The organism is Pseudomonas sp. LFS074 (assembly GCF_047978165.1).
Classification (GTDB): Bacteria; Pseudomonadota; Gammaproteobacteria; order Pseudomonadales; family Pseudomonadaceae; genus Aquipseudomonas; species Aquipseudomonas putida_P.
Window position 1 is genome coordinate 740,784 of sequence record NZ_JBFPFV010000003.1, and the last position, 19,620, is coordinate 760,403.

Consider the following 19,620-nt stretch of genomic DNA (forward strand, 5'->3'; position numbering starts at 1 on the left):
GCCGCCCGGAAGGTATCAGCGGGCCGTGGCCAGCTCTTGTTGGACGCTGCCCACGGTACGTGGCCAAGGTTTACCAGCCTGGACCTTCGCTGGCAAGTTCTTGATTGCTGCAACCGCTGCGTCGCGGTTGGCGAAGCTGCCGTAAGTGACTACATACAGTGGCTTGCCCTGCAGGTTTTTCTTGAAGTAGCGATAGTCGCTACCCTGGGCCTTGACGTATGCCTGGGCCGAAGCTTCGGAGCTGGTGCCGAGGATCTGCACCACATAATTACCTGGCTTCTGCCCCGCGTACCAACCACCGCTGCCACCGCCAGCGGCCGCTGGTTTCTCGGCAGGTTTGGCGGCCGGCTTGGCCACGGCAACCTGGGTCGGCGCGGGAGCAGGCTTGGCAGGCGCAACCGGTTTTACGGGCTGGGTTGCAACAGGCTTTGGCGCAGGCGCAACCGGCTGCACAGGCGCACTGGCGACTGGCTGAGCAGGCGCGGGGGCCGGGCCTGCCGGCACACCTTGCGGCGGCGCGATGGTAGTCACGGTAGGTGGTGGGTTGCCAGGCTGCAGGGCGGTATCACCTGCCGGGCTGCCTTCTTCGCCCTCGCCCATGCCTGCGGCCTGGGCCAACGGCTCGCGCATCACCGGCTGCGACTGGCCAACCAGCGGCAGCGGCATGGGCTGGGACGAGCCAGAGAACTCGATGGCAGCACCCTGCTTGCCGTCGCCCAGTGGCAACTGAGCCTGGGCGGCTGGCGCTTCGGCGGGGGCCTTGTCGCTTTTCTTGGGCATCAATACTGCAGCCGCAACGGCGACCACGACCACAGCGGACAGCGCGAGCACATGTTTTTTAGGCATCTTGAACCCCATGGATGGTCGCTTGGCCGTCGAGCGGCTGGCGATCATGGCTTCGATCAAAGTGTCACGGGCGACCTGGTTGATATTGCCAGGCCAACCGTCGGAGTTTTCATGGATATCGGCGATCTGTTCACGGCTGAACACCTCGATGCCCCGGCCGGCGCCCTCCAGGCGCTGCTCCAGGTATTCGCGGGTTTCTTCCTCACTGTAGGGGGCAAGCTCGATGATGTGGAAGCGTTCTTCCTCGACATTGAGCTCGTCCAGCCCGGCAATCAGCGATGGCTCACCGAACAGGAACACGTGCGGGCGCCCTTCCGGCACCCCCGCCGCCAATTCCAGCAACGCTTGGAGTGCCGACTCGTCGAGTTGTTCCGCATCGTCCACCAGCAAATACACTTCCTGCCCGGTCAGTGCCAGCTGCACCACTTTGGACAGGATCGCCTGCACTTCAGGCTGGGCCACACCAAGGTCCTGGGCGACGTGGGCGAGCATGCTGGAGGCATCGCTGGCGCTGCGGGCAGACACCACCACACTTTGCACAGCCTGTTTGTTGGTGCTGGCCACCAAGGCCTGGCGCAGCAGCGACTTACCGCTGCCCAGCGGGCCGCTGACCACCAGCATCAACTGGCTGTAGCGCGCCAGGTGGTGCAGTTGGCCGAGCACGGGCTTGCGCTGGGCCGGGAAGAACTTGAAACCGGGCACGCGGGGCGCGAACGGATCGTGGCTCAACTGGTAATGGTCGAGAAAGGCCTCATCGGCATGCAAACTGGTCATTGCGCTGTCACAACCTCAAAGCTGGGCCACGATCGCGCGGTAATCCGCCGACAGCGTGGCCTGTAGAATCTCTTTCGAATAGTCGTCGGTCACCACGGCCTCGCCCATCTGGCGCAACAGCACCAGACGCAGACGACCGTCGAGCACCTTCTTGTCGACCGCCATGTGCTCCATGAAATGCGCCGGGGTCATTTCCTGTGGTGGCACCACCGGCAAACCTGCATCCTGCAACAGGCGGATACCGCGATCGCGCTCGGCCTGGTCGATCCAGCCAAGACGCATGGACATTTCCAGGGCCATCACCGTGCCCGCCGCCACGGCCTCGCCGTGCAACCACACGCCATAGCCCATGTGGGTTTCGATGGCATGCCCGAAGGTATGCCCCAGGTTCAGCGTGGCCCGTACGCCCGACTCGCGCTCGTCAGCCCCCACTACTGCGGCCTTGGCCGCGCAGGAGCGGCGGATGGCCTCGGTCAGGGCTGCCGAGTCGAGGGCGCGCAGGGCCTGCATATTGTCTTCGAGCCAGGCGAGGAACGGTTTGTCGCAAATCAGGCCGTACTTGATCACTTCGGCCAGGCCTGCGGACAGTTCGCGCGCGGGCAGGGTCTTGAGGCTGGTGGTATCGATCAGTACCGCATTGGGCTGATAGAAGGCACCGACCATGTTCTTGCCCAGCGGGTGATTGATGCCGGTCTTGCCGCCCACCGAAGAGTCGACCTGGGACAACAGGGTGGTCGGCACCTGGATGAAGTCGACACCGCGCTGGTAGCAAGCGGCAGCGAAGCCGGCCATGTCGCCGATCACGCCGCCGCCCAGGGCGACCACGGTGGTGCGACGATCATGGCGGGCTGTCAGCAAGCCATCGAAAATCAGTTGCAGGGTTTCCCAATTCTTGTGGGCTTCGCCATCGGGCAACACCACCGGCAGTACCGAGTAGGCACCCAGGGTCTTGCTCAGGCGTTCGAGATACAGGGGGGCGACGGTCTCGTTGGAAACGATGGCAACCTGCCGGCCGGCAATGTGCGGCGCCAGCAGTTCGGGCTGGTCCAGCAGGCCTTCGCCAATGTAGATCGGGTAGCTACGCTCGCCCAGGTCGACCTTTAGTGTCTGCATGTATCCCCACAATGTACTTGGGCGCGGCGCCATTCGGGCAACCTGCGCGGTAACGTTGAACCTCGCCCCGGCTGGTGGCCGAGAATAGTCCCGGGTTAACGGGGCGGCAACTGCTGCAAGCGCTCAAGAATATCGATCACCACCATGCGTGGCGGCCGCTCATCGGTTTCCACGACCAGGTCGGCGATTTCGCGGTAGAGCGGGTCGCGGGTTTCCAGCAAGGTACGCAAGGTTGCCTCGGGATTGGCGGTACGCAGCAGCGGGCGGTTGCGGTCGCGCGCGGTGCGCCCGACCTGCTGCTCCACCGAAGCATGCAGGTAGATCACCCGGCCTCCCCGATAAAGCGCCTGACGGTTGGCTTCACGCATCACCGCGCCGCCGCCGGTGGCCAGGACCACGCCGTCGAGCGCGCACAGCTCGGCGATCATCGCTTGCTCGCGATCACGGAAACCCGGCTCGCCTTCCTTGTCGAAAATCCACGGGATGTTGGCGCCGCATCGCAGTTCGATTTCCTTGTCGGAATCCTTGAACAGCAGGCGCAGCTCTTTGGCCAATAGGCGTCCGATGGTGCTTTTACCAGCGCCCATGGGCCCCACAAGTATCAAATTTCGCACAGAATCAACGACTCACAGCAATCGCCTGGTCACTCATGATACGCGGAGTCAGGAAGACCAGCAGCTCGGATTTTTTCTCTTGTAATGCATCGCGTCGAAACAGCCGCCCAACATACGGCAGATCGCCGAAAAATGGCACCTTGTCGACCACATTGTTTTGCGAAGTCGAGTAAACGCCACCAATCACGATCGTTTCGCCATCAGCCACACGAACCTTGGCATTTACCTCGTTCTTGCGGATCGGCGGTACGTTGTTCAAGGCATTGACGTAATCCGGCTCGTCCTTGGTCACCCTGACGGTCATGATCACCTTATTGTCCGGGGTGATCTGCGGGGTAACTTCCAACGACAGCGACGCTTCGCGAAAAGATACCGAGGTCGCACCGCTTTGGCTGGTTTCCTGGTAAGGCACCTCGGTTCCCTTGAGGATCCTCGCCGTTTCCTTGTCGGCCGTGACCACCTTGGGCTGCGAAATGATCTCGCCGTTACCACTCTTTTCCATGGCGCTGAGCTCAAGGTCCAGCAACACGTCCCCGCGCAATAACCCAAGGCCGATACTGCCGCCGGCACGCTCGACGCCGAGATCGACGAACAATTCTTTGCCTGGCCGCAGTTGCGCGCCGTATAGCGGCCCGCCCCAGCGCACCCCCAGGCTCTTTTCGTAATCGACGTTGGCCTCGACGATACGCGCCTCGATCGCTACCTGGCGCACCGGCACATCCAACTGCGTCACCAGTTGCCGCAATTCGGCCAGGCGGCCGGCAGGCAGGTGCACCACCAGGGTATTGGTGCGCTCATCGACACTCAGGCTACCCGTGAGAATACCGTCACCCACCAGGCTCGCCTGTAGCAACTCCGCCAAATCGGCAGCCTTGGCGTGGTGAATAGGCAGCAGTTCCCGACGCAAAGGTTGCAACTGCGCTTCCAGCACTTGCCCCGCACGGGTCTCGGCTGACTGTGCGGCAAAGTCGGCGGCAGGCGCCACCAACAGCACATTACCCTCCTGGCGCCGAGCCAGGCCCTTGCTGCGCAACACCAGGTCCAGTGCCTGATCCCACGGCACGTCCTGCAAGCGCATCGTGACGTTGCCTTGCACCGCATCGCTGGCTACCAAGTTTACCCCGGCATAGTCCGCCAGTACCTGCAGTACCGCGCGCACCTCTACATCCTGAAAGTTCAACGATAGCGGCTCACCCTCATAAGACGTCGCCGACGCCAGCGGAACCGACAGCAGGGTTGCCAGCAGATATTTCATCCACGTTTTCATTCTGGTCCGAGGCCTCCTTGCCCAGGCGCTTGGCAAGGGTGATGAACGCCGTGCGTTCGTGCCACTCCCCCGCCATGAACAGCCGCTCCCGCACTTCGACCTGACGTTGGTCGATGTACGCCACCACCCCCTGATCACGCCCTACCCGGTCACCTGGGCGCACGCGGTAAAGCCTGCCAGCCGCCATCAGCAATGCTTCGCGTGCCGCCCCGCGCGCCAGGCTACCGACCATCTCCAGCTGCGCCAGCGGCACACCGGCCAGCCCCGTTGCGGTCAACCGCGCCGCCACAGGGGCAAACGGGTCTACGGCAGGCGCAGCCATTGCAGCCCTTGCCGGTAGCCGCGCCAGCATCGCAGGTGCCTTCATGGGTGCGGGCGCGTCATAGGCATAAACCCGCAACCGCAGGCGCAACAGCCCAGGCTGGCGATCAACAGCAGCCAGGCTCATGTCATCGCTGTGCAGCACTCGCACCTGCCCCAACCAGTCGTCCAACCACAACCGCAAGGCTGAGTAACGCCCCACCACTTGCAACTCCAGCGGCACTTTGCGCAAACCAGCCTGTTGCTCGCCCTTATCGACATCGAGGCGCTCGACCAGCAAACCCTGCGCATGCCCCGTCACCGCCAGGCGCTCAAGCAGGTCACTCATGCCCTCCCCGCCAGCCAGTTGCCAGCGCGCCTCCTGCAACCGCTGCTCGGCGGCCACCACAGCAGCCCGCAACTGCTCAAGCTCGGCCAACCGCAATGCACTGGCTGCCTGCCTCTGATTCAATTCGGCGTACCTGACATCCTCGCGTGACTGCTGCTGAATCAGTGCCGGCAGGCGCATCGCGCAGCCCAGGCTGAACAACACAGCGGCTACCAGCGCTGGCGCCAGTCGTCGGCAGCGATCGGAGCGCTCGACCACAGCCAACCAAGCGAGAAGCTGTGCAGTACTCACGACCAAAACGCCGAAACGCGCGCGGTCAGCAGGAATTCATCGCCGCCCGGCAGGCTCTTGATGCGCTTGAGTTCCAAATCGAGCAAAACGCTCGAGCGGTTCAAGTCACGCATGAACTGCGCAACCACAGCACCGGATGCAGCCAAGCCGGTCATCTGCAGGCGGCCGCTTTCAAGGCTGAGCTCAAGGAGTTGCACACCTTCAGGCAAAGCCCCCTCAAGGTCAGCGAACAGACCGGCCAACATCCCCTGGTGGGCACGCAAGCCTTCCAGCGCCGAGGCCCGGGCGAGCAATGCTGCATGCTGCGTGCGTACATCGGCCAGCGGCCGCAACTGCTCGTCCAGCTCCTCAAGGGCAGCCTGGAACTGGGTATTGGCCAGCGCCTGCTGCTGCCCGCGCTGGCGGGCCAATTGATCGACCAGCATCACGGCGCACAAGGCCAGTAAAGCGCCAGCAACCAGCTGGCCGCGAAAACGCCGCAGCGCAGCCTGACGCTGCCGTTCACGCCATGGCAGAAGGTTTAACCGCATCATGGGCGCAACCCTCCCACGGCCAAGGCACAGGCCAGGAGCATCGACCCATCGACATGCTCAAGCCCCGTCAGGCCGGGCAGGCACCTGCACGGCAGGTTCAGCCGATTGCCAAGCCCTTGCAACCAGCCTGAGTCAATCGCTGAGCTGCTGCTAATCCACAAGCCCGCAGGCAGGTTTTTGTCGGTCAGCAGCGCCTGCAAATGCTCTGGCAACAGCCCGCTAGTCTCCAAACCGGAGACTGGCAGCTCACGGCGCTGGTATACCCTGCCCGGCAGCCAGTCATAGAGGGTCAGGCTGCGAGCGTCGACACGCAACAACGCCGCCCCCTCCGAGCCGCCCCGTGGCAACATGCGGCACAAAGCAATGTTGTCGACCTCGACGGCTTCCAACTGCAAGCCCGCCGCCTCGACCACTGATTCAAGTGACGCCAGCGCGCTCTGCCGACAGGCAGCAACCATCACCTCACTGCAGCCTGGCTGAACACTGGAAGCCCCCAAGACCTGAAAATCCAGGGCCAGGTCTTCCAGTGGAAACGGAAACAGCCGCTCAGCATCGGCCAGCAACCGCGCCTCCAACTGCGCTTCGTTCTGTTGCGCAGGCAGGTGGCACAGTTTGCAGATGACCTGGCTGGCCGGTAATGCCAGCGCCACCCGGCGCTGCTTGAGCCCGCTACGCTGGTAGGCGCGCTGTAACGCAGCCACCACTGCATCAGGCTCCGCCACCCAATCATCACCCAGCGGTGCCATAAGCGGTTCTTGTGCCGACCCCACCACCCGCCAGCGTCGATTGCGCTGCTGCAGTTGCAGCATGCGAACGGCATCCGGGGCAATTTCCACCCCCACGAGTGAACCGGCATCCTTGCCGAAGCGTCCAAGCATCGCGACTTCCCTGCTGTCTGTGGCAACCCCGCGGCAACACTGGGCCGAGGCTATCCATCGAGGCGACGGGTAGCCTGGCCGGTAACCCGGAGAGGCGAAAAAATGCTTATAATGCCCAGCGTTTTTTGGTCCGCCGGACCCGCGTGCAATCCACTCCCAACCTGGACACCGAAAAGCCTTGATACGTCTGCTGAAGTTCTTCTGGTGGTCATCCGTCGCAGTCATCTGCGCGCTCGTACTCGGTGTGAGCGGTGCGTTTCTGTATCTTAGCCCCAGCCTGCCCTCGGTCGAGTCACTCAGAAGCATCCAGTTGCAGATCCCACTCAGGGTGTACAGCAGCGACGGCAAGCTGATTGCCGAATTCGGCGAAATGCGCCGCTCGCCGATCCGCTTCGCGGAAATTCCCCCACAATTCATTCAGGCGCTGCTGTCAGCTGAGGACGACAACTTCCTCAACCACTATGGTGTAGACCCCAGCAGCCTGATGCGTGCCGCGACCCAGCTGGTGAAAACCGGGCACATCCAGACCGGCGGCAGCACCATCACCATGCAGGTGGCGAAGAACTTCTTCCTCACCAGCGAGCGCAGCTTCTCGCGCAAGACCAACGAAATCCTGCTGGCCCTGCAAATCGAGCGTGAGCTGACCAAGGACGAAATCCTTGAGCTGTACGTGAACAAGATCTACCTGGGCAACCGCGCCTACGGTATCGACGCCGCTGCGCAGGTGTACTACGGCAAGTCGATCCGTGACGTGAGCCTGGCGCAGATGGCGATGATCGCCGGCCTGCCCAAAGCACCGTCGCGCTTCAACCCACTGGCCAACCCGGCACGTGCCAAGGAACGCCGCGACTGGATCCTCGGCCGCATGTACAAGCTGGGCAAGATCGACGAGGCCAGCTACCAGGCCGCCTTGGCCGAGCCGCTCAACGCCAGCTACCACGTACCGACGCCTGAAGTGAATGCCCCGTACATCGCTGAAATGGCCCGCGCGGAAATGGTCGGCCGTTACGGCAGCGATGCCTATACCGAGGGCTTCCGCGTCACGACCACCGTGCCCAGCGACATGCAGGAAATGGCCAACAAGGCCGTCCTCAACGGGCTTTCCGATTACGACGAACGCCACGGTTACCGCGGCCCTGAAGCACGCTTCCCGGGCCGTACCCAGGCAGCTTGGCTGCAGGAACTGGGCAAACAACGCACCCTCGGCGGCCTGGAGCCAGCCATTGTCACTCAAGTTGAAAAAACCGGCCTCAAAGTGCTGACCCGTGACGGCCAGGAAGCACAGGTTGCTTGGGACACCATGAAATGGGCGCGCCCGTTCATCAACAGCAACGCCCAGGGGCGCACACCGCAGTCGCCTTCCGACGTGGCACAGGTCGGTGACCTGGTGCGCTTGCAACGTCTGGAAGATGGCAAGTTCAAGTTCAGCCAGGTGCCCGGTGCGCAGAGTGCACTGGTTACCCTTGACCCCTACAACGGCGCCATCCGCGCCCTGGTCGGCGGCTTCTCGTTCGAGCAGAGCAACTACAACCGCGCCATGCAGGCCAAGCGCCAACCTGGCTCTAGTTTCAAGCCATTCATCTACAGCGCCGCGCTGGACAGCGGTTACACCGCCGCCACCCTGGTCAACGATGCGCCGATCGTGTTCGTTGACGAGTCGGTGGATAAAGTGTGGCGGCCGAAGAACGACACCAACACCTTCCTCGGCCCGATCCGCATGCGTGAGGCGCTGTACAAATCGCGCAACCTGGTGTCGATCCGCCTGCTGCAGGCCATGGGCGTGGACCGCACCATCGACTACATCGCCAAGTTCGGCTTCAACAAGCAGGACCTGCCGCGCAACCTGTCGCTGGCACTGGGTACCGCCACCCTGACCCCGATGGAAATCGCCACCGGGTGGAGCACCTTTGCCAACGGTGGCTACAAGATCACCCCTTACCTGATCGACCGCATCGAAAGCCGCAGCGGCGAGACGCTGTTTACTTCCAACCCAGCCCGCGTACCGCAAGGTGCCGAGGACCAGGCTGGCCTGGCCGCACCCGAGCAGCCAATCAGCACCGCCGCCATGCCAGGCGAAGCACCGCCTGCCTTCAGTCAGGTGGCAACTGCACCACAAGCGCCGGCGATAGCCGAACAGATCGTCGACGGGCGTACCACCTACATCCTCACCAGCATGCTGCAGGACGTGATCAAGCGCGGTACCGGTCGCCGGGCACTGGCCTTGGGCCGTACCGACCTGGCGGGCAAGACCGGTACCACCAACGAATCCAAGGACGCCTGGTTCTCGGGCTACAACGCCGACTACGTGACGACCGTGTGGGTCGGTTTCGACCAGCCAGAAACGCTCGGTCGCCGCGAGTACGGCGGTACGGCGGCGCTGCCGATCTGGATGAGTTTCATGGGCGCGGCGCTCAAGGACAAACCGGCGCATGCGCCAGCAGAACCGGAAGGCATCCTCAGCCTGCGGGTGGACCCGGTCAGCGGGCGCGCCGCCTCGCCGAGCACACCGAATGCCTACTTCGAGCTGTTCAAGGCCGAAGACTCGCCGCCATCGGTGGACGAGCTGGGCAATGGCGCGGCACCGGGCAGCCCGCTGCCAGCCGATGAAGCAGCGCCGATGGATCTGTTCTGAAGCAGGGTGTCTGACTCAGGATTTGCGTGGGCGCGCCAATCGAGCGCCGCCCGCGCGGCGCTCGATCTCATAGGCGCCAACAGTCTCATCACAAGCACCTTGCCACCCTGAAACATTTCCACGGCACAACAAAAAGCCCCGGCTCATCCGAGCCGGGGCTTTTTTATGTTGCTACAGCGGCAATCAGCCGTTGAACACTTCATCCACGCTGGTCAGCGGGTAGTGCTTCGGATACGGCAGGGTAGCCACACCGGATTCGATGGCGGCCTTGGCCACGGCGTCGGAAACGACGGTGATCAGGCGTGCGTCCAGCGGCTTCGGAATGATGTACTCACGACCGAACTCCAGGCCTTCGACACCGTAGGCTTCGCACACTTCCTTAGGCACTGGCAGCTTGGCCAGGTCTTTCAGGGCGATAGCAGCGGCGATCTTCATTTCTTCGTTGATGCGCTTGGCGCGAACGTCCAGGGCACCACGGAAGATGAACGGGAAGCCCAGTACGTTGTTGACCTGGTTCGGGTAGTCGGAACGACCGGTAGCCATGATCACGTCGCTGCGAGTGGCGTGCGCCAGCTCTGGCGAGATTTCCGGATCCGGGTTCGAGCAGGCGAACACGATTGGGTTGGCAGCCATCGACTTCAGGCCTTCCGGGCTCAGCAGGTTCGGGCCGGACAGACCTACGAACACGTCGGCACCGTCAAGGGCATCGGCCAGAGTGCGCTTGTCAGTAGCGTGGGCGAACTGCGCCTTGTACTGGTTCAGGTCGTCACGGCCAGCGTGGATCACGCCGCTACGGTCGATCATGTAGATGTTCTCGACCTTGGCACCCATGCTCACCAGCAGCTTCATGCAGGAGATGGCGGCAGCGCCGGCGCCGAGGCAGACGATCTTGGCGTCTTCCAGCTTCTTGCCGGCGATTTCCAGGGCGTTGATCATGCCGGCGGCGGTAACGATGGCGGTACCGTGCTGGTCATCGTGGAACACCGGGATGTCGCACTGCTCGATCAAGGTGCGCTCGATTTCGAAGCACTCAGGGGCCTTGATGTCTTCAAGGTTGATGCCACCGAAGGTGATCGAAATGCGGCGGACGGTGTCGATGAACGCTTGCGGGCTTTCCGACTCGACCTCGATGTCGAATACATCGATACCAGCGAAACGCTTGAACAGAACACCCTTGCCTTCCATGACCGGCTTGGAAGCCAGTGGGCCGAGGTCACCCAGACCGAGGATGGCGGTGCCATCGGAAATCACCGCAACCAGGTTGCCTTTGCCGGTGTATTTGTAAGCCAGCTCTGGATCACGGCCAATTTCGCGTACCGGCTCTGCAACACCTGGGCTGTAGGCCAGGGCGAGGTCACGGGCGGTGGCAGTGGGCTTGGAGAGTTCGACGCTCAGTTTCCCCGGACGAGGTTGAGCGTGATATTCGAGAGCGGCGGTTTTCAGGTCTGACATGGTGGGCATTCCGCTATTTACTGTTCTGACGGACCGCCGAGGATACGCAAAGAGCCGGGGAGTCACAAGACTGGTCGGTCACTTGTGTCAAGGCCTTTAGCCTACGACTTTACGCTATAACCCACGGGGCATACGGCTCACAGTGTGTACAATCCAATAGCGAAATGTCTACATCTTTTAGCCTGAAATTCGCTCCAACATGCTCGGATCGGTCAATGGCAACACCCAACGTCGCTGCCCAGGCTTGAGGCCGCCCCTGCGGGAACGATCCAGCACCCAACCACGCGCTTCGACCTGGCGTCCTTTGAGGTTATCGAAGAAGCTGGCAGGGAAGTTGCGCTGCAGACGAGCGGGAACCTGTAGCACCACAGCATCGTCCAGGGTCAGCCAGACCCCGCCGCGGTTGCGCTCGATGCCCTTGATGCGGCCACCGACCAAAGCAAAACCCGACTGCCTGACAGCGCTTGCGGGCACCACGGGCGAACGGCGCCACAGGTTGCTACCCGCCTTGCGCGCGGCTTGCTCCGCGAGCTGCTGGCAGCCGTTGAGGCGCACATTGGGGGCAACCGCCACGCGATAACCCAAGCCCTCGCTAAGCAACTGTGCTTCCAGATTGTTGCCATTACGGCCATAGACGTGCGCCAGTGTGCGGCCGTATTTGTCCTTGGATTCAACGCCAGGCACCAGCCCGACACGCCCGTCACTTTCCTGAACCAACGCCTGCAGGCGCCGCTTGGCTGCCTCGGCATAGGGCTCGCTGCTGCGCCCTTTGCGGCCGATTTCCGGAGCATTGATACCGATCAGCCGCACACTGCGGCCATCGGCCAGGCGCAAGGTATCGCCATCGACCACCTGTCGCACCGCTACCAACTGGGGCTTGCCTGGCAGCGGGCAGAACGCATGGGCCGAAGAATGCCAGATAGCGGCCACAAAAAAGGCGCCCACAAGGGGCGCCTTCTTCAGCAACAACGCGAAGCCCGAAGGATTCGCCATGCGCATGATTACTTCTTGGTACCGAACATACCGAAGCGGTCGGCGAACTTCTGTACGCGACCACCGGTGTCCAGGACTTTCTGCTTACCGGTGTAGAACGGGTGGCACAGGTTGCAAACGTCGATCGACAGGACATTGCCCAGGGTCGAACGGGTTTCGAACTTGTTGCCGCAGCTGCAGGTGACTGCAACTACTTCGTAGTTCGGGTGGATACCTTCTTTCATGGTCACTTCCTCGAGCTGCGTGCCGCCACCCAACACCAATTGTTGAATACCGCACGTAATTAGGCGGCGAATAATACCAGAGCACACCGTCAGCGCAAGATGTCGCTTGCACCGACCGTCGTCTGCTAGGCTCGCCAGTTCTTGTAACGCCCTCCGAGACTTTTTGCGTGTCCGACGTCATCCTGCGCCTTGCCCTGCCCTCCCCGCTGCGTCGCCTGTTCGACTACAAGGCGCCGGCGAGCATGGCACGCCAGACCTTGACCCCGGGCATGCGCATTCGCGTGCCCTTCGGTCGCCGCGAAATGATCGGCGTGTTGGTGGAGGTGTGCACGCAGAGTGAAGTGCCCGCCGACAAACTCAAGCCGGCCAGCGCCTTGCTCGACCCGGTGTCTCCCATCCCGGCGTCGCTGTTCAAGTTCTGCTTGTGGACAGCCCAGTACTACCAGCACAGCCTGGGCGACACCCTGAGCTGGGCCTTGCCCACGCTGCTGCGCCAGGGCGAACCCGCTGAAATGCGCCAGGAACGCTTCTGGCACATTGCCCCCGGCGCCCGCCTGGAAGACCCGCGCATCGCCCGCGCGCCGCGCCAGCGCGACGCCCTGAAGACCCTGGCCCAGCACCCGCACGGCGTGGCCCACAGCCTGCTGACCAAGCTCAACCTGAACAAGGACAGCCTCGACTTGCTGCTGGCCAAGGAGCTGGTTCAGATCGAGGTGCGCCGGCACCTGCCGGCGCTACGCCATGAGCACTGGCTGGCACAGCCGGAACTCCCGCTCAACGAAGAGCAACGCAATGCCTTCGACGCCGTGCGAGAAGGCTTTGACGGCTTCGGCGCGTTCCTGCTGGCCGGCGTCACCGGCAGCGGCAAGACCGAGGTCTACCTGCAACTGATCCGCGAGACGCTGGAGGCCGGCAAGCAGGCACTGGTGCTGATCCCGGAGATCAACCTCGGCCCACAGACCCTGGCGCGCTTCGAACAACGCTTCAATGCCCGCATCGCCCTGCTGCATTCGGCGGTCAACGACCGCGAGCGCCTGGACGCCTGGCTGGCCGCTCGCGACGGCGAGGCCGACATCATCATCGGCACCCGCTCGGCACTGTTCACGCCGATGAAAAACCCCGGCCTGATCATCATCGACGAAGAGCACGACGGCTCCTATAAACAGCAGGAAGGGCTGCGCTACCACGCCAGAGACTTGGCAATGGTACGCGCCCACCAGGAGAACATCCCGATCCTGCTCGGTTCTGCCACGCCGTCGCTGGAAACCTTGCACAACGCCCTAACCGGCCGCTACCACCTGCTGCGCATGAACCAGCGCGCTGGCGGAGCCCGTCCGCCGCGCATGCTGCGCCTGGATGTAAAGAGCTTGCCCCTGGACAGTGGCATCAGCGGCCCGTTGCAACAAGCCATCCGCCAGACCCTGGAGGCCGGCCAACAAGTGCTGGTGTTCCTTAACCGCCGCGGCTTCGCCCCGACCCTGCTGTGCCACGATTGTGGCTGGCTGTCCGAGTGCCCGCGCTGTGATGCGCGCATGACCGTGCACCAGCGCTCTGGCGTGCTGCGCTGCCACCACTGCGGCTATGACGAACGCCTGCCGCACCAGTGCCCGCAGTGCAATCACGTCGACCTGCGCCCGGTCGGTGCGGGTACCGAACGTGCCGAAGAACGTCTGAAGGTGCTGTTCCCGGACTACCCGATCCTGCGCGTGGACCGCGACAGCACGGCGCGCAAGGACGCCATGCACAACCTGTTCAATACCATTCAGCGCGGCCAGCCGAGCATCCTTGTCGGTACGCAGATGCTTGCCAAGGGCCACCACTTCCCCCGGGTGACCCTGGTGGCCATCCTCGATGCCGATGGCGGGCTGTTCTCGGGTGACTTTCGCGCCAGCGAGCGCATGGCGCAGCTGATCGTACAGGTAGCCGGACGGGCCGGGCGGGCCGAAGAGCCCGGCAAGGTCATCATCCAGACCCACCTGGCCGACCATCCACTGCTGGTGCAGTTGACCGAGCAGGGCTACTTTGCCTTTGCCGAACAGGCCCTGGATGAACGCCGCGCCGCCGGGCTGCCACCTTACTCCCACCTGGCCCTGCTGCGTGCCGAAGCGCACAAGCCGGGGCAGGCCGAAGGTTTCCTCGACGAAGCCTGCGCCGCCGCCGAGCGCCTGGTGGCCGAACAACGCCTGCCAGGCATAGAGCTGCTGGGCCCGGTGCCGGCGCCCATGGAACGCCGCGCCGGGCGCTACCGCGCGCAACTGTTGATACAGGCCAATACCCGGGCCCCTTTGCATCGACTGATCAGCGCCTGGTTGCTAGTGTTGGAGCAAATGCCGAGCGGGCGCCAGGTGCGTTGGTCGCTGGACGTCGACCCGGTCGACCTGTACTGACCTCTGGCGCTGCTTTGCAGCCCCAAAGGTTGGCAACCCGCTTCCAGCAACGGATAATGCCCAGTTTTTCCACCTGCGCATCCAGGCGCTCACCGCGCTTGCGGTCGAAAAGAGATCCCCATGAAAGACACCATTCGCCAGCTGATCCAGCAAGCCCTCACCCAACTCGTCAACGACGGTGTGCTGCCTGAAGGGCTGTCGCCGGCGATCCAGGTGGAAAACGCCCGGGACAAGACCCACGGCGACTTCGCCAGCAACATCGCCATGATGCTGGCCAAGCCGGCTGGCATGAAGCCGCGCGACCTGGCCGAGAAACTGATCAATGCCCTGCCGGCCAGCGCCGACATCAGCAAGGTTGAGATCGCCGGCCCCGGCTTCCTGAACTTCTTCCAGAACACCGACGCTTTGGCCAACCGCCTGGATGCCGCCCTGGCCGACGCCCGCCTGGGCGTGCGCAAAGCTGGCCCGAGCGAAAAGGTCGTCATCGACATGTCGGCGCCGAACCTGGCCAAAGAAATGCACGTCGGCCACCTGCGCTCGACCATCATCGGTGACAGCGTCGCGCGCGTGCTGGAATTCCTGGGTGACAACGTCATTCGCCAGAACCACGTCGGCGACTGGGGCACCCAGTTCGGCATGCTGATGGCCTACCTGCAGGAAAACCCGATCACCAGTGACGAGCTGTCAGACCTGGAAAACTTCTACCGGGCGGCGAAGAAACGCTTCGACGAATCGGAAGAGTTCGCCACTCGCGCCCGTGGCCTGGTGGTCAAGCTGCAGGCCGGCGACCCCGAGTGCCTGGCCCTGTGGACACGCTTCAAGGACATCTCGCTGTCGCACTGCCAGAAGACCTACGAGCTGCTCAACGTCAAGCTGACCATGGCCGACGTGATGGGCGAAAGCGCGTACAACGACGACCTGGCCAACGTGGTGGCCGACCTCAAGGCCAAGGGCCTGCTGGTCGAAAGCCAAGGCGCCCAGTGCGTGTTCCTCGAAGAATTCAAGAACAGCGAAGGCGAGCCACTGCCGGTGATCGTGCAAAAAGCCGACGGCGGCTACCTGTACGCCACCACCGACCTGGCCGCCGTGCGCTACCGCAGCAACGTACTCAACGCTGACCGTGCCCTGTACTTCGTCGACCAGCGCCAGGCCCTGCACTTCAACCAGGTGTTCGAAGTGGCACGCCGCGCAGGCTTTGTCGGCCACCCGATGCAAATGGAGCACATGGGTTTCGGCACCATGAACGGCGCTGACGGCCGCCCGTTCAAGACCCGTGACGGCGGCACCGTAAAGCTGATCGACTTGCTCACCGAGGCCAAGGAGCGCGCCTACGCGCTGGTCAAGGAAAAGAACCCGAGCCTGACCGAAGCCGAACTGCGCCACATCGGCGAAGTGGTGGGCATTGGCGCGGTGAAATACGCCGACCTGTCCAAGCACCGCACCAGCGACTACAGCTTCAACTTCGAGCTGATGCTCAACTTCGAAGGCAACACCGCGCCTTACCTGCTGTATGCCTACACCCGCGTAGCCGGCGTGTTCCGCAAGCTGGGCAAGGGCTTTGACGAAGTTGAAGGCAACATCGTATTGCAGGCGGCCCACGAGCAGGACCTGGCCGCACGCTTGGCGCAGTTTGGCGAAATCCTCAACAACGTCGCCGACAAAGGCACGCCGCACGTGCTGTGCAGCTACCTGTACGACTTGGCCGGCTTGTTCTCCAGCTTCTACGAGAACTGCCCGATCCTCGCCGCCGAAACCCTGGAACAGCAGCAGAGCCGCCTGCGCCTGGCCGCCCTGACCGGCCGTACCCTCAAACAAGGTCTGGAACTGCTCGGCCTGGAAACCCTGGAGCGCATGTAAGTTGGCTGCCAAGAAAAAACCTGCCCCAAAGCGCGGCGCCAGCCGTCAGACGGCGCCGGCCAAACAGCCGATCCCCGGCTGGGTATGGCTGGCAGTCGGCCTGACCGTAGGCGCGTTCATCGTGTTCTTGATGAAGCTCGAACCCGGTGGCGACGACATCAAGCGCGCCAAACCCGAGCAGCAGAAGCCGGAGAAGGTGGCCGAGGCCAGCAAGCCCGCGCAGGCCACCCCGCAGCAGCCGGTGAAGCCGAAGTATGACTTCTACACCCTGCTGCCGGAGTCCGAGGTAATCGTGCCGCCAGAGGCCGTGCCAGAGAAGACGCCTCCGGTCCCGGCACAGCCGGTAACCCCGGTGACCCCGGCCGAAGCGGCGAAGATAGACACCGCTCGTGCACAGGCAGCCTTGCTCGGTCAGACCCCGCCACCGCCACCACCGGTGATCAAGCCGGCAGCGACCACCCAGTACTTCCTGCAGGCGGGCTCGTTCCGCAAGCAGGCCGATGCCGACAAGGTGCGCGCACAGATCATTCTGCTGGGCCAGGCGGTAAAGGTGGAGTCAGGTACGGTCAAGGACGAAACCTGGTACCGCGTGCTGGTCGGGCCGTTCAGCAACCGTGAGCAGTTGACCGGCGCACAGAAGCAGCTGGCCGGGGCTGGGTTCAGCAACCTGTTGCTGCAACAGCGCCAGACCCGCCAGTAAGCCTTGGTTGGGGGCTGCGTTGCAGCCCCCGCCTACCTCATCCCCGCCCCGCATTCCGCTCGGAAACCTGGCTGTTCAGCGTCCAGAAGTCATACAGCACCCCCACCAGGAACAACCCGCCGGTAAAGAAGTAGATGATCGCGGTGATCCATTTACCCTGATACAGGCGATGCAGGCCGAACACCCCCAGGAAGGTCAGCAGAACCCAGGCGATGTTGTAGTCGATACGCCCCGACTGGAACCTCAGGTCAGCCTCACGGTCCATGGACGGGATCAGAAACAGGTCGATCAGCCAACCGATTCCCAGCAGGCCGAAGGTGAAGAACCAAAGGGTCCCCGTAATCGGCTTGCCATAGTAGAAACGATGGGACCCGGTGAAGCCGAAAATCCACAGCAAGTAGCCAATGGTTTTGCTGTGGGTGTCGTGAAAGGGCGCCCCCTGTTGATAACTGTTCATTCATAGCCCCTTTGGGTTATCCGAAAATTTTCTAAAAAAAAATGTGACTTTCTCGTCGCAGGCCGACGTACGGCACCTGGGCAATCGACCAACGGATCAAAGATTGATCAAAAAGCTGTTATAAAGTTGCGCGCCCAACACATAACTATTCATAAGAGCTTCATCTATGCCGCCTTTGATCAAGACATGGCTGACCCTCTGCCTATTATTGCCCCTGGCCGCCCACGCCACCAATCGTGAGCAACGTCTTCCCAATGGTTTCACCGGCTACACCACCAACGCCTCGGTGAAACACGCACCGGTCAAGCAAACCACACTGCGCGCTCGCCCAAGCAATGCCGCCAGCAGCCGCGGCGTGCAGGTTGCCGCCATGTCGCCGAAGCAAAGCAGCGATGTGCTCAGCCGTGCGGTGAATGTGCTCGGTGCCCCCTATGTTTGGGGCGGCAGCAGCCCGAAAAAAGGCTTCGACTGCAGCGGGCTGGTCAAGTACGCCTTCAATGACGTCGCCGATGTCGACCTGCCGCGCACCTCCAATGCCATGGCCCAGGGCCACGGCGTGAAGGTGGCCAAAGGTGACCTGAAGCCTGGCGACCTGATTTTCTTCAACATCAAGAGCCGCCGGGTGAACCATGTTGCCATTTACCTGGGCAACGACCGCTTCATCCACGCCCCACGGCGCGGCAAGCGGGTGAGCATCGACACCCTGAGCAAGCCGTACTGGCAGAAGCATTACGTCGTGGCCAAGCGAGTACTGCCGAAGGAACAGCAGCAGCTGAGCCTGGCCAAGCGTTAAGCAGGCCAGCCTCTTCGCGGGCCAGCCCGCTCCCACAGCGATGACACAGCCCTCAAAATCTGTGCTGACCCTGTGGGAGTGGGCTTGCCCGCGAAAGGGCCGGTGTAAACACTACAGGTCGTTGATCAGCCCCTTCTCCTTCAACCCCCGCATCGCCCCCTCCATCGTCCGCATCCCCTCCACCCCTCCCGCCTGCATCACCGAACACAACTGCGCCATCCGCCCCTCCCGAACCAGATTGCGCACCGCCGGCGTCGCCACCAGCACTTCCCGAGCCGCCACCCGTCCACCGCCCACACGCCTGACCAGCACCTGCGCGACCACCAGGCGCAGCGACTCGGCCAACATCGCCCGCACCAACGGCTTTTCCTCGGCAGCGAATACCTCCACCAACCTGTCGATACTGCTGGCCGCCGAACGTGCATGCACGGTTGCCAGCACCAGATGCCCGGTTTCGGCCGCGCGCAGGGCCAGGCGAATGGTTTCCAGGTCACGCAACTCGCCGATCATGATCACATCCGGGTCCTGGCGCAGCGCACTGCGTAGCCCCTGAGCAAAGCTGTGGCTATGACACCCCACCTCACGCTGATTGACCAGGCTGCGCTGGCTGCCGTGGATAACTTCGACAGGGTCCTCCAGGGTAATGATGTGCAGCGCCCGCTCGCGATTCAGTTGATCAACCAGCGTCGCCAGGGTGCTGGACTTGCCACTGCCGGTCGGCCCGCCCACCAGGATCAAGCCATCACGGCATTGGGCAACAGCTTGAAACACATCTGCCAGATCAAGCTCATCCAGCGTGGCAATTCGCCCCTGAATCAACCGAAAAGTGACAGCTGGGCCATTCAATTGGCGAAACAGGTTCAGCCGAAAACGCCCAAGGGCAGGTAACTCCAGCGCCAGATCCAGTTCATCGCCATGGGCCCACTGTCGTCGCTGGTGGTCATCCAGCACGGCAGCCATGCCATCGATCAAGGCATCCGCCCCCAAGGTCGGCAAATCCATCCCCTGCAACTCGCCATCCAAACGCAGCATCGGTATCTGGCCCGCCGCCAGGTGCAGGTCCGAAGCCCCCGCATCCACGGCCCGGGCCAACAGGTCAGTCACGTCCATGAGACTCCCCAAAGGCCTTCAAGTAGGTAGAATGCCGCAAACCCTTCAGT

At 62.9% G+C, this 19,620-nt stretch carries 17 protein-coding genes; 5 read left to right on the forward strand and 12 right to left on the reverse strand.

Going from position 1 to position 19,620, the window contains the following annotated elements; genetic code table 11:
- Positions 1-15: 15 nt before the first annotated feature.
- The 7 genes from ACNQP3_RS27340 to pilM all read right to left on the reverse strand — a co-directional run bounded on the left by ACNQP3_RS27340 (position 16) and on the right by pilM (position 6,965).
- Positions 16-1,620 (reverse strand): AAA family ATPase, encoded by a 1,605-nt coding sequence (locus ACNQP3_RS27340; protein ID WP_012274629.1) that lies wholly within the window; start codon positions 1,618-1,620, stop codon positions 16-18.
- A gap of 15 nt (positions 1,621-1,635) precedes the next feature.
- Positions 1,636-2,733: a 3-dehydroquinate synthase gene (gene aroB, locus ACNQP3_RS27345; RefSeq protein WP_041166613.1), complete on the reverse strand. Its 1,098-nt coding sequence runs from the start codon at positions 2,731-2,733 to the stop codon at positions 1,636-1,638.
- A gap of 95 nt (positions 2,734-2,828) precedes the next feature.
- Positions 2,829-3,347: a shikimate kinase AroK gene (aroK, locus tag ACNQP3_RS27350; protein WP_041166614.1), complete on the reverse strand. Its 519-nt coding sequence runs from the start codon at positions 3,345-3,347 to the stop codon at positions 2,829-2,831.
- Positions 3,348-3,351: 4 nt separating this feature from the next.
- Positions 3,352-4,614, reverse strand: a complete 1,263-nt coding sequence (locus ACNQP3_RS27355; RefSeq protein ID WP_264316631.1) for a type IV pilus secretin PilQ — start codon at positions 4,612-4,614, stop codon at positions 3,352-3,354.
- Complete coding sequence (locus ACNQP3_RS27360) at positions 4,544-5,554, reverse strand: pilus assembly protein PilP (protein WP_012274633.1); 1,011 nt, start codon at positions 5,552-5,554, stop codon at positions 4,544-4,546. The genes ACNQP3_RS27355 and ACNQP3_RS27360 overlap by 71 nt, the downstream gene beginning before the upstream one ends.
- Positions 5,551-6,087: a PilN domain-containing protein gene (locus tag ACNQP3_RS27365; protein WP_012274634.1), complete on the reverse strand. Its 537-nt coding sequence runs from the start codon at positions 6,085-6,087 to the stop codon at positions 5,551-5,553. The genes ACNQP3_RS27360 and ACNQP3_RS27365 overlap by 4 nt, the downstream gene beginning before the upstream one ends.
- A complete protein-coding gene (gene pilM, locus ACNQP3_RS27370; RefSeq protein ID WP_012274635.1) occupies positions 6,084-6,965 on the reverse strand; it encodes a type IV pilus biogenesis protein PilM in 882 nt (293 codons plus the stop codon). The genes ACNQP3_RS27365 and pilM overlap by 4 nt, the downstream gene beginning before the upstream one ends.
- A gap of 181 nt (positions 6,966-7,146) precedes the next feature.
- Here pilM and ACNQP3_RS27375 point away from each other — a divergent pair, with 181 nt between their 5' ends.
- The gene (locus tag ACNQP3_RS27375) at positions 7,147-9,597 is read left to right on the forward strand and encodes a penicillin-binding protein 1A (protein ID WP_370739375.1); all 2,451 of its coding nucleotides are present in this window, start codon (positions 7,147-7,149) and stop codon (positions 9,595-9,597) included.
- A gap of 183 nt (positions 9,598-9,780) precedes the next feature.
- Here ACNQP3_RS27375 and ACNQP3_RS27380 read toward each other — a convergent pair whose 3' ends face one another.
- The 3 genes from ACNQP3_RS27380 to rpmE all read right to left on the reverse strand — a co-directional run bounded on the left by ACNQP3_RS27380 (position 9,781) and on the right by rpmE (position 12,266).
- The gene (locus tag ACNQP3_RS27380) at positions 9,781-11,049 is read right to left on the reverse strand and encodes a malic enzyme-like NAD(P)-binding protein (protein ID WP_041166616.1); all 1,269 of its coding nucleotides are present in this window, start codon (positions 11,047-11,049) and stop codon (positions 9,781-9,783) included.
- A 177-nt stretch (positions 11,050-11,226) separates the two neighbouring features.
- Positions 11,227-12,048: a thermonuclease family protein gene (locus tag ACNQP3_RS27385; RefSeq protein WP_012274638.1), complete on the reverse strand. Its 822-nt coding sequence runs from the start codon at positions 12,046-12,048 to the stop codon at positions 11,227-11,229.
- Positions 12,049-12,050: 2 nt separating this feature from the next.
- Positions 12,051-12,266, reverse strand: a complete 216-nt coding sequence (rpmE, locus tag ACNQP3_RS27390) for a 50S ribosomal protein L31 (RefSeq protein ID WP_012274639.1) — start codon at positions 12,264-12,266, stop codon at positions 12,051-12,053.
- Positions 12,267-12,433: 167 nt separating this feature from the next.
- On the opposite strand from rpmE, the gene ACNQP3_RS27395 reads away from it, so the two are divergent.
- The 3 genes from ACNQP3_RS27395 to ACNQP3_RS27405 all read left to right on the forward strand — a co-directional run bounded on the left by ACNQP3_RS27395 (position 12,434) and on the right by ACNQP3_RS27405 (position 17,210).
- Positions 12,434-14,653: a primosomal protein N' gene (locus tag ACNQP3_RS27395; protein ID WP_060493001.1), complete on the forward strand. Its 2,220-nt coding sequence runs from the start codon at positions 12,434-12,436 to the stop codon at positions 14,651-14,653.
- 120 nt (positions 14,654-14,773) lie between these two features.
- A complete protein-coding gene (argS, locus tag ACNQP3_RS27400) occupies positions 14,774-16,510 on the forward strand; it encodes an arginine--tRNA ligase (protein ID WP_012274641.1) in 1,737 nt (578 codons plus the stop codon).
- 1 nt (position 16,511) lies between these two features.
- The gene (locus ACNQP3_RS27405) at positions 16,512-17,210 is read left to right on the forward strand and encodes an SPOR domain-containing protein (protein WP_012274642.1); all 699 of its coding nucleotides are present in this window, start codon (positions 16,512-16,514) and stop codon (positions 17,208-17,210) included.
- A gap of 37 nt (positions 17,211-17,247) precedes the next feature.
- Here the strand turns inward: ACNQP3_RS27405 and ACNQP3_RS27410 are convergent, their stop codons facing one another.
- A complete protein-coding gene (locus tag ACNQP3_RS27410) occupies positions 17,248-17,667 on the reverse strand; it encodes an NINE protein (RefSeq protein ID WP_012274643.1) in 420 nt (139 codons plus the stop codon).
- 166 nt (positions 17,668-17,833) lie between these two features.
- On the opposite strand from ACNQP3_RS27410, the gene ACNQP3_RS27415 reads away from it, so the two are divergent.
- Complete coding sequence (locus tag ACNQP3_RS27415; protein WP_264316632.1) at positions 17,834-18,460, forward strand: C40 family peptidase; 627 nt, start codon at positions 17,834-17,836, stop codon at positions 18,458-18,460.
- A 111-nt stretch (positions 18,461-18,571) separates the two neighbouring features.
- Here the strand turns inward: ACNQP3_RS27415 and ACNQP3_RS27420 are convergent, their stop codons facing one another.
- The gene (locus tag ACNQP3_RS27420; RefSeq protein ID WP_012274645.1) at positions 18,572-19,570 is read right to left on the reverse strand and encodes a type IV pilus twitching motility protein PilT; all 999 of its coding nucleotides are present in this window, start codon (positions 19,568-19,570) and stop codon (positions 18,572-18,574) included.
- Positions 19,571-19,620: the final 50 nt, after the last annotated feature.

What these genes read in the sequence shown, in the direction of transcription:
- ACNQP3_RS27340 (WP_012274629.1), bottom strand. Translation starts at nt 1,620, where the DNA reads ATGACCAGTTTGCATGCCGATGAGGCCTTTCTCGACCATTACCAGTTG.
- aroB (WP_041166613.1), bottom strand. Translation starts at nt 2,733, where the DNA reads ATGCAGACACTAAAGGTCGACCTGGGCGAGCGTAGCTACCCGATCTAC.
- ACNQP3_RS27355 (WP_264316631.1), bottom strand. Translation starts at nt 4,614, where the DNA reads ATGAAAACGTGGATGAAATATCTGCTGGCAACCCTGCTGTCGGTTCCG.
- ACNQP3_RS27365 (WP_012274634.1), bottom strand. Translation starts at nt 6,087, where the DNA reads ATGATGCGGTTAAACCTTCTGCCATGGCGTGAACGGCAGCGTCAGGCT.
- pilM (WP_012274635.1), bottom strand. Translation starts at nt 6,965, where the DNA reads ATGCTTGGACGCTTCGGCAAGGATGCCGGTTCACTCGTGGGGGTGGAA.
- ACNQP3_RS27380 (WP_041166616.1), bottom strand. Translation starts at nt 11,049, where the DNA reads ATGTCAGACCTGAAAACCGCCGCTCTCGAATATCACGCTCAACCTCGT.
- ACNQP3_RS27385 (WP_012274638.1), bottom strand. Translation starts at nt 12,048, where the DNA reads ATGCGCATGGCGAATCCTTCGGGCTTCGCGTTGTTGCTGAAGAAGGCG.
- rpmE (WP_012274639.1), bottom strand. Translation starts at nt 12,266, where the DNA reads ATGAAAGAAGGTATCCACCCGAACTACGAAGTAGTTGCAGTCACCTGC.
- argS (WP_012274641.1), top strand. Translation starts at nt 14,774, where the DNA reads ATGAAAGACACCATTCGCCAGCTGATCCAGCAAGCCCTCACCCAACTC.
- ACNQP3_RS27410 (WP_012274643.1), bottom strand. Translation starts at nt 17,667, where the DNA reads ATGAACAGTTATCAACAGGGGGCGCCCTTTCACGACACCCACAGCAAA.
- ACNQP3_RS27415 (WP_264316632.1), top strand. Translation starts at nt 17,834, where the DNA reads ATGCCGCCTTTGATCAAGACATGGCTGACCCTCTGCCTATTATTGCCC.
- ACNQP3_RS27420 (WP_012274645.1), bottom strand. Translation starts at nt 19,570, where the DNA reads ATGGACGTGACTGACCTGTTGGCCCGGGCCGTGGATGCGGGGGCTTCG.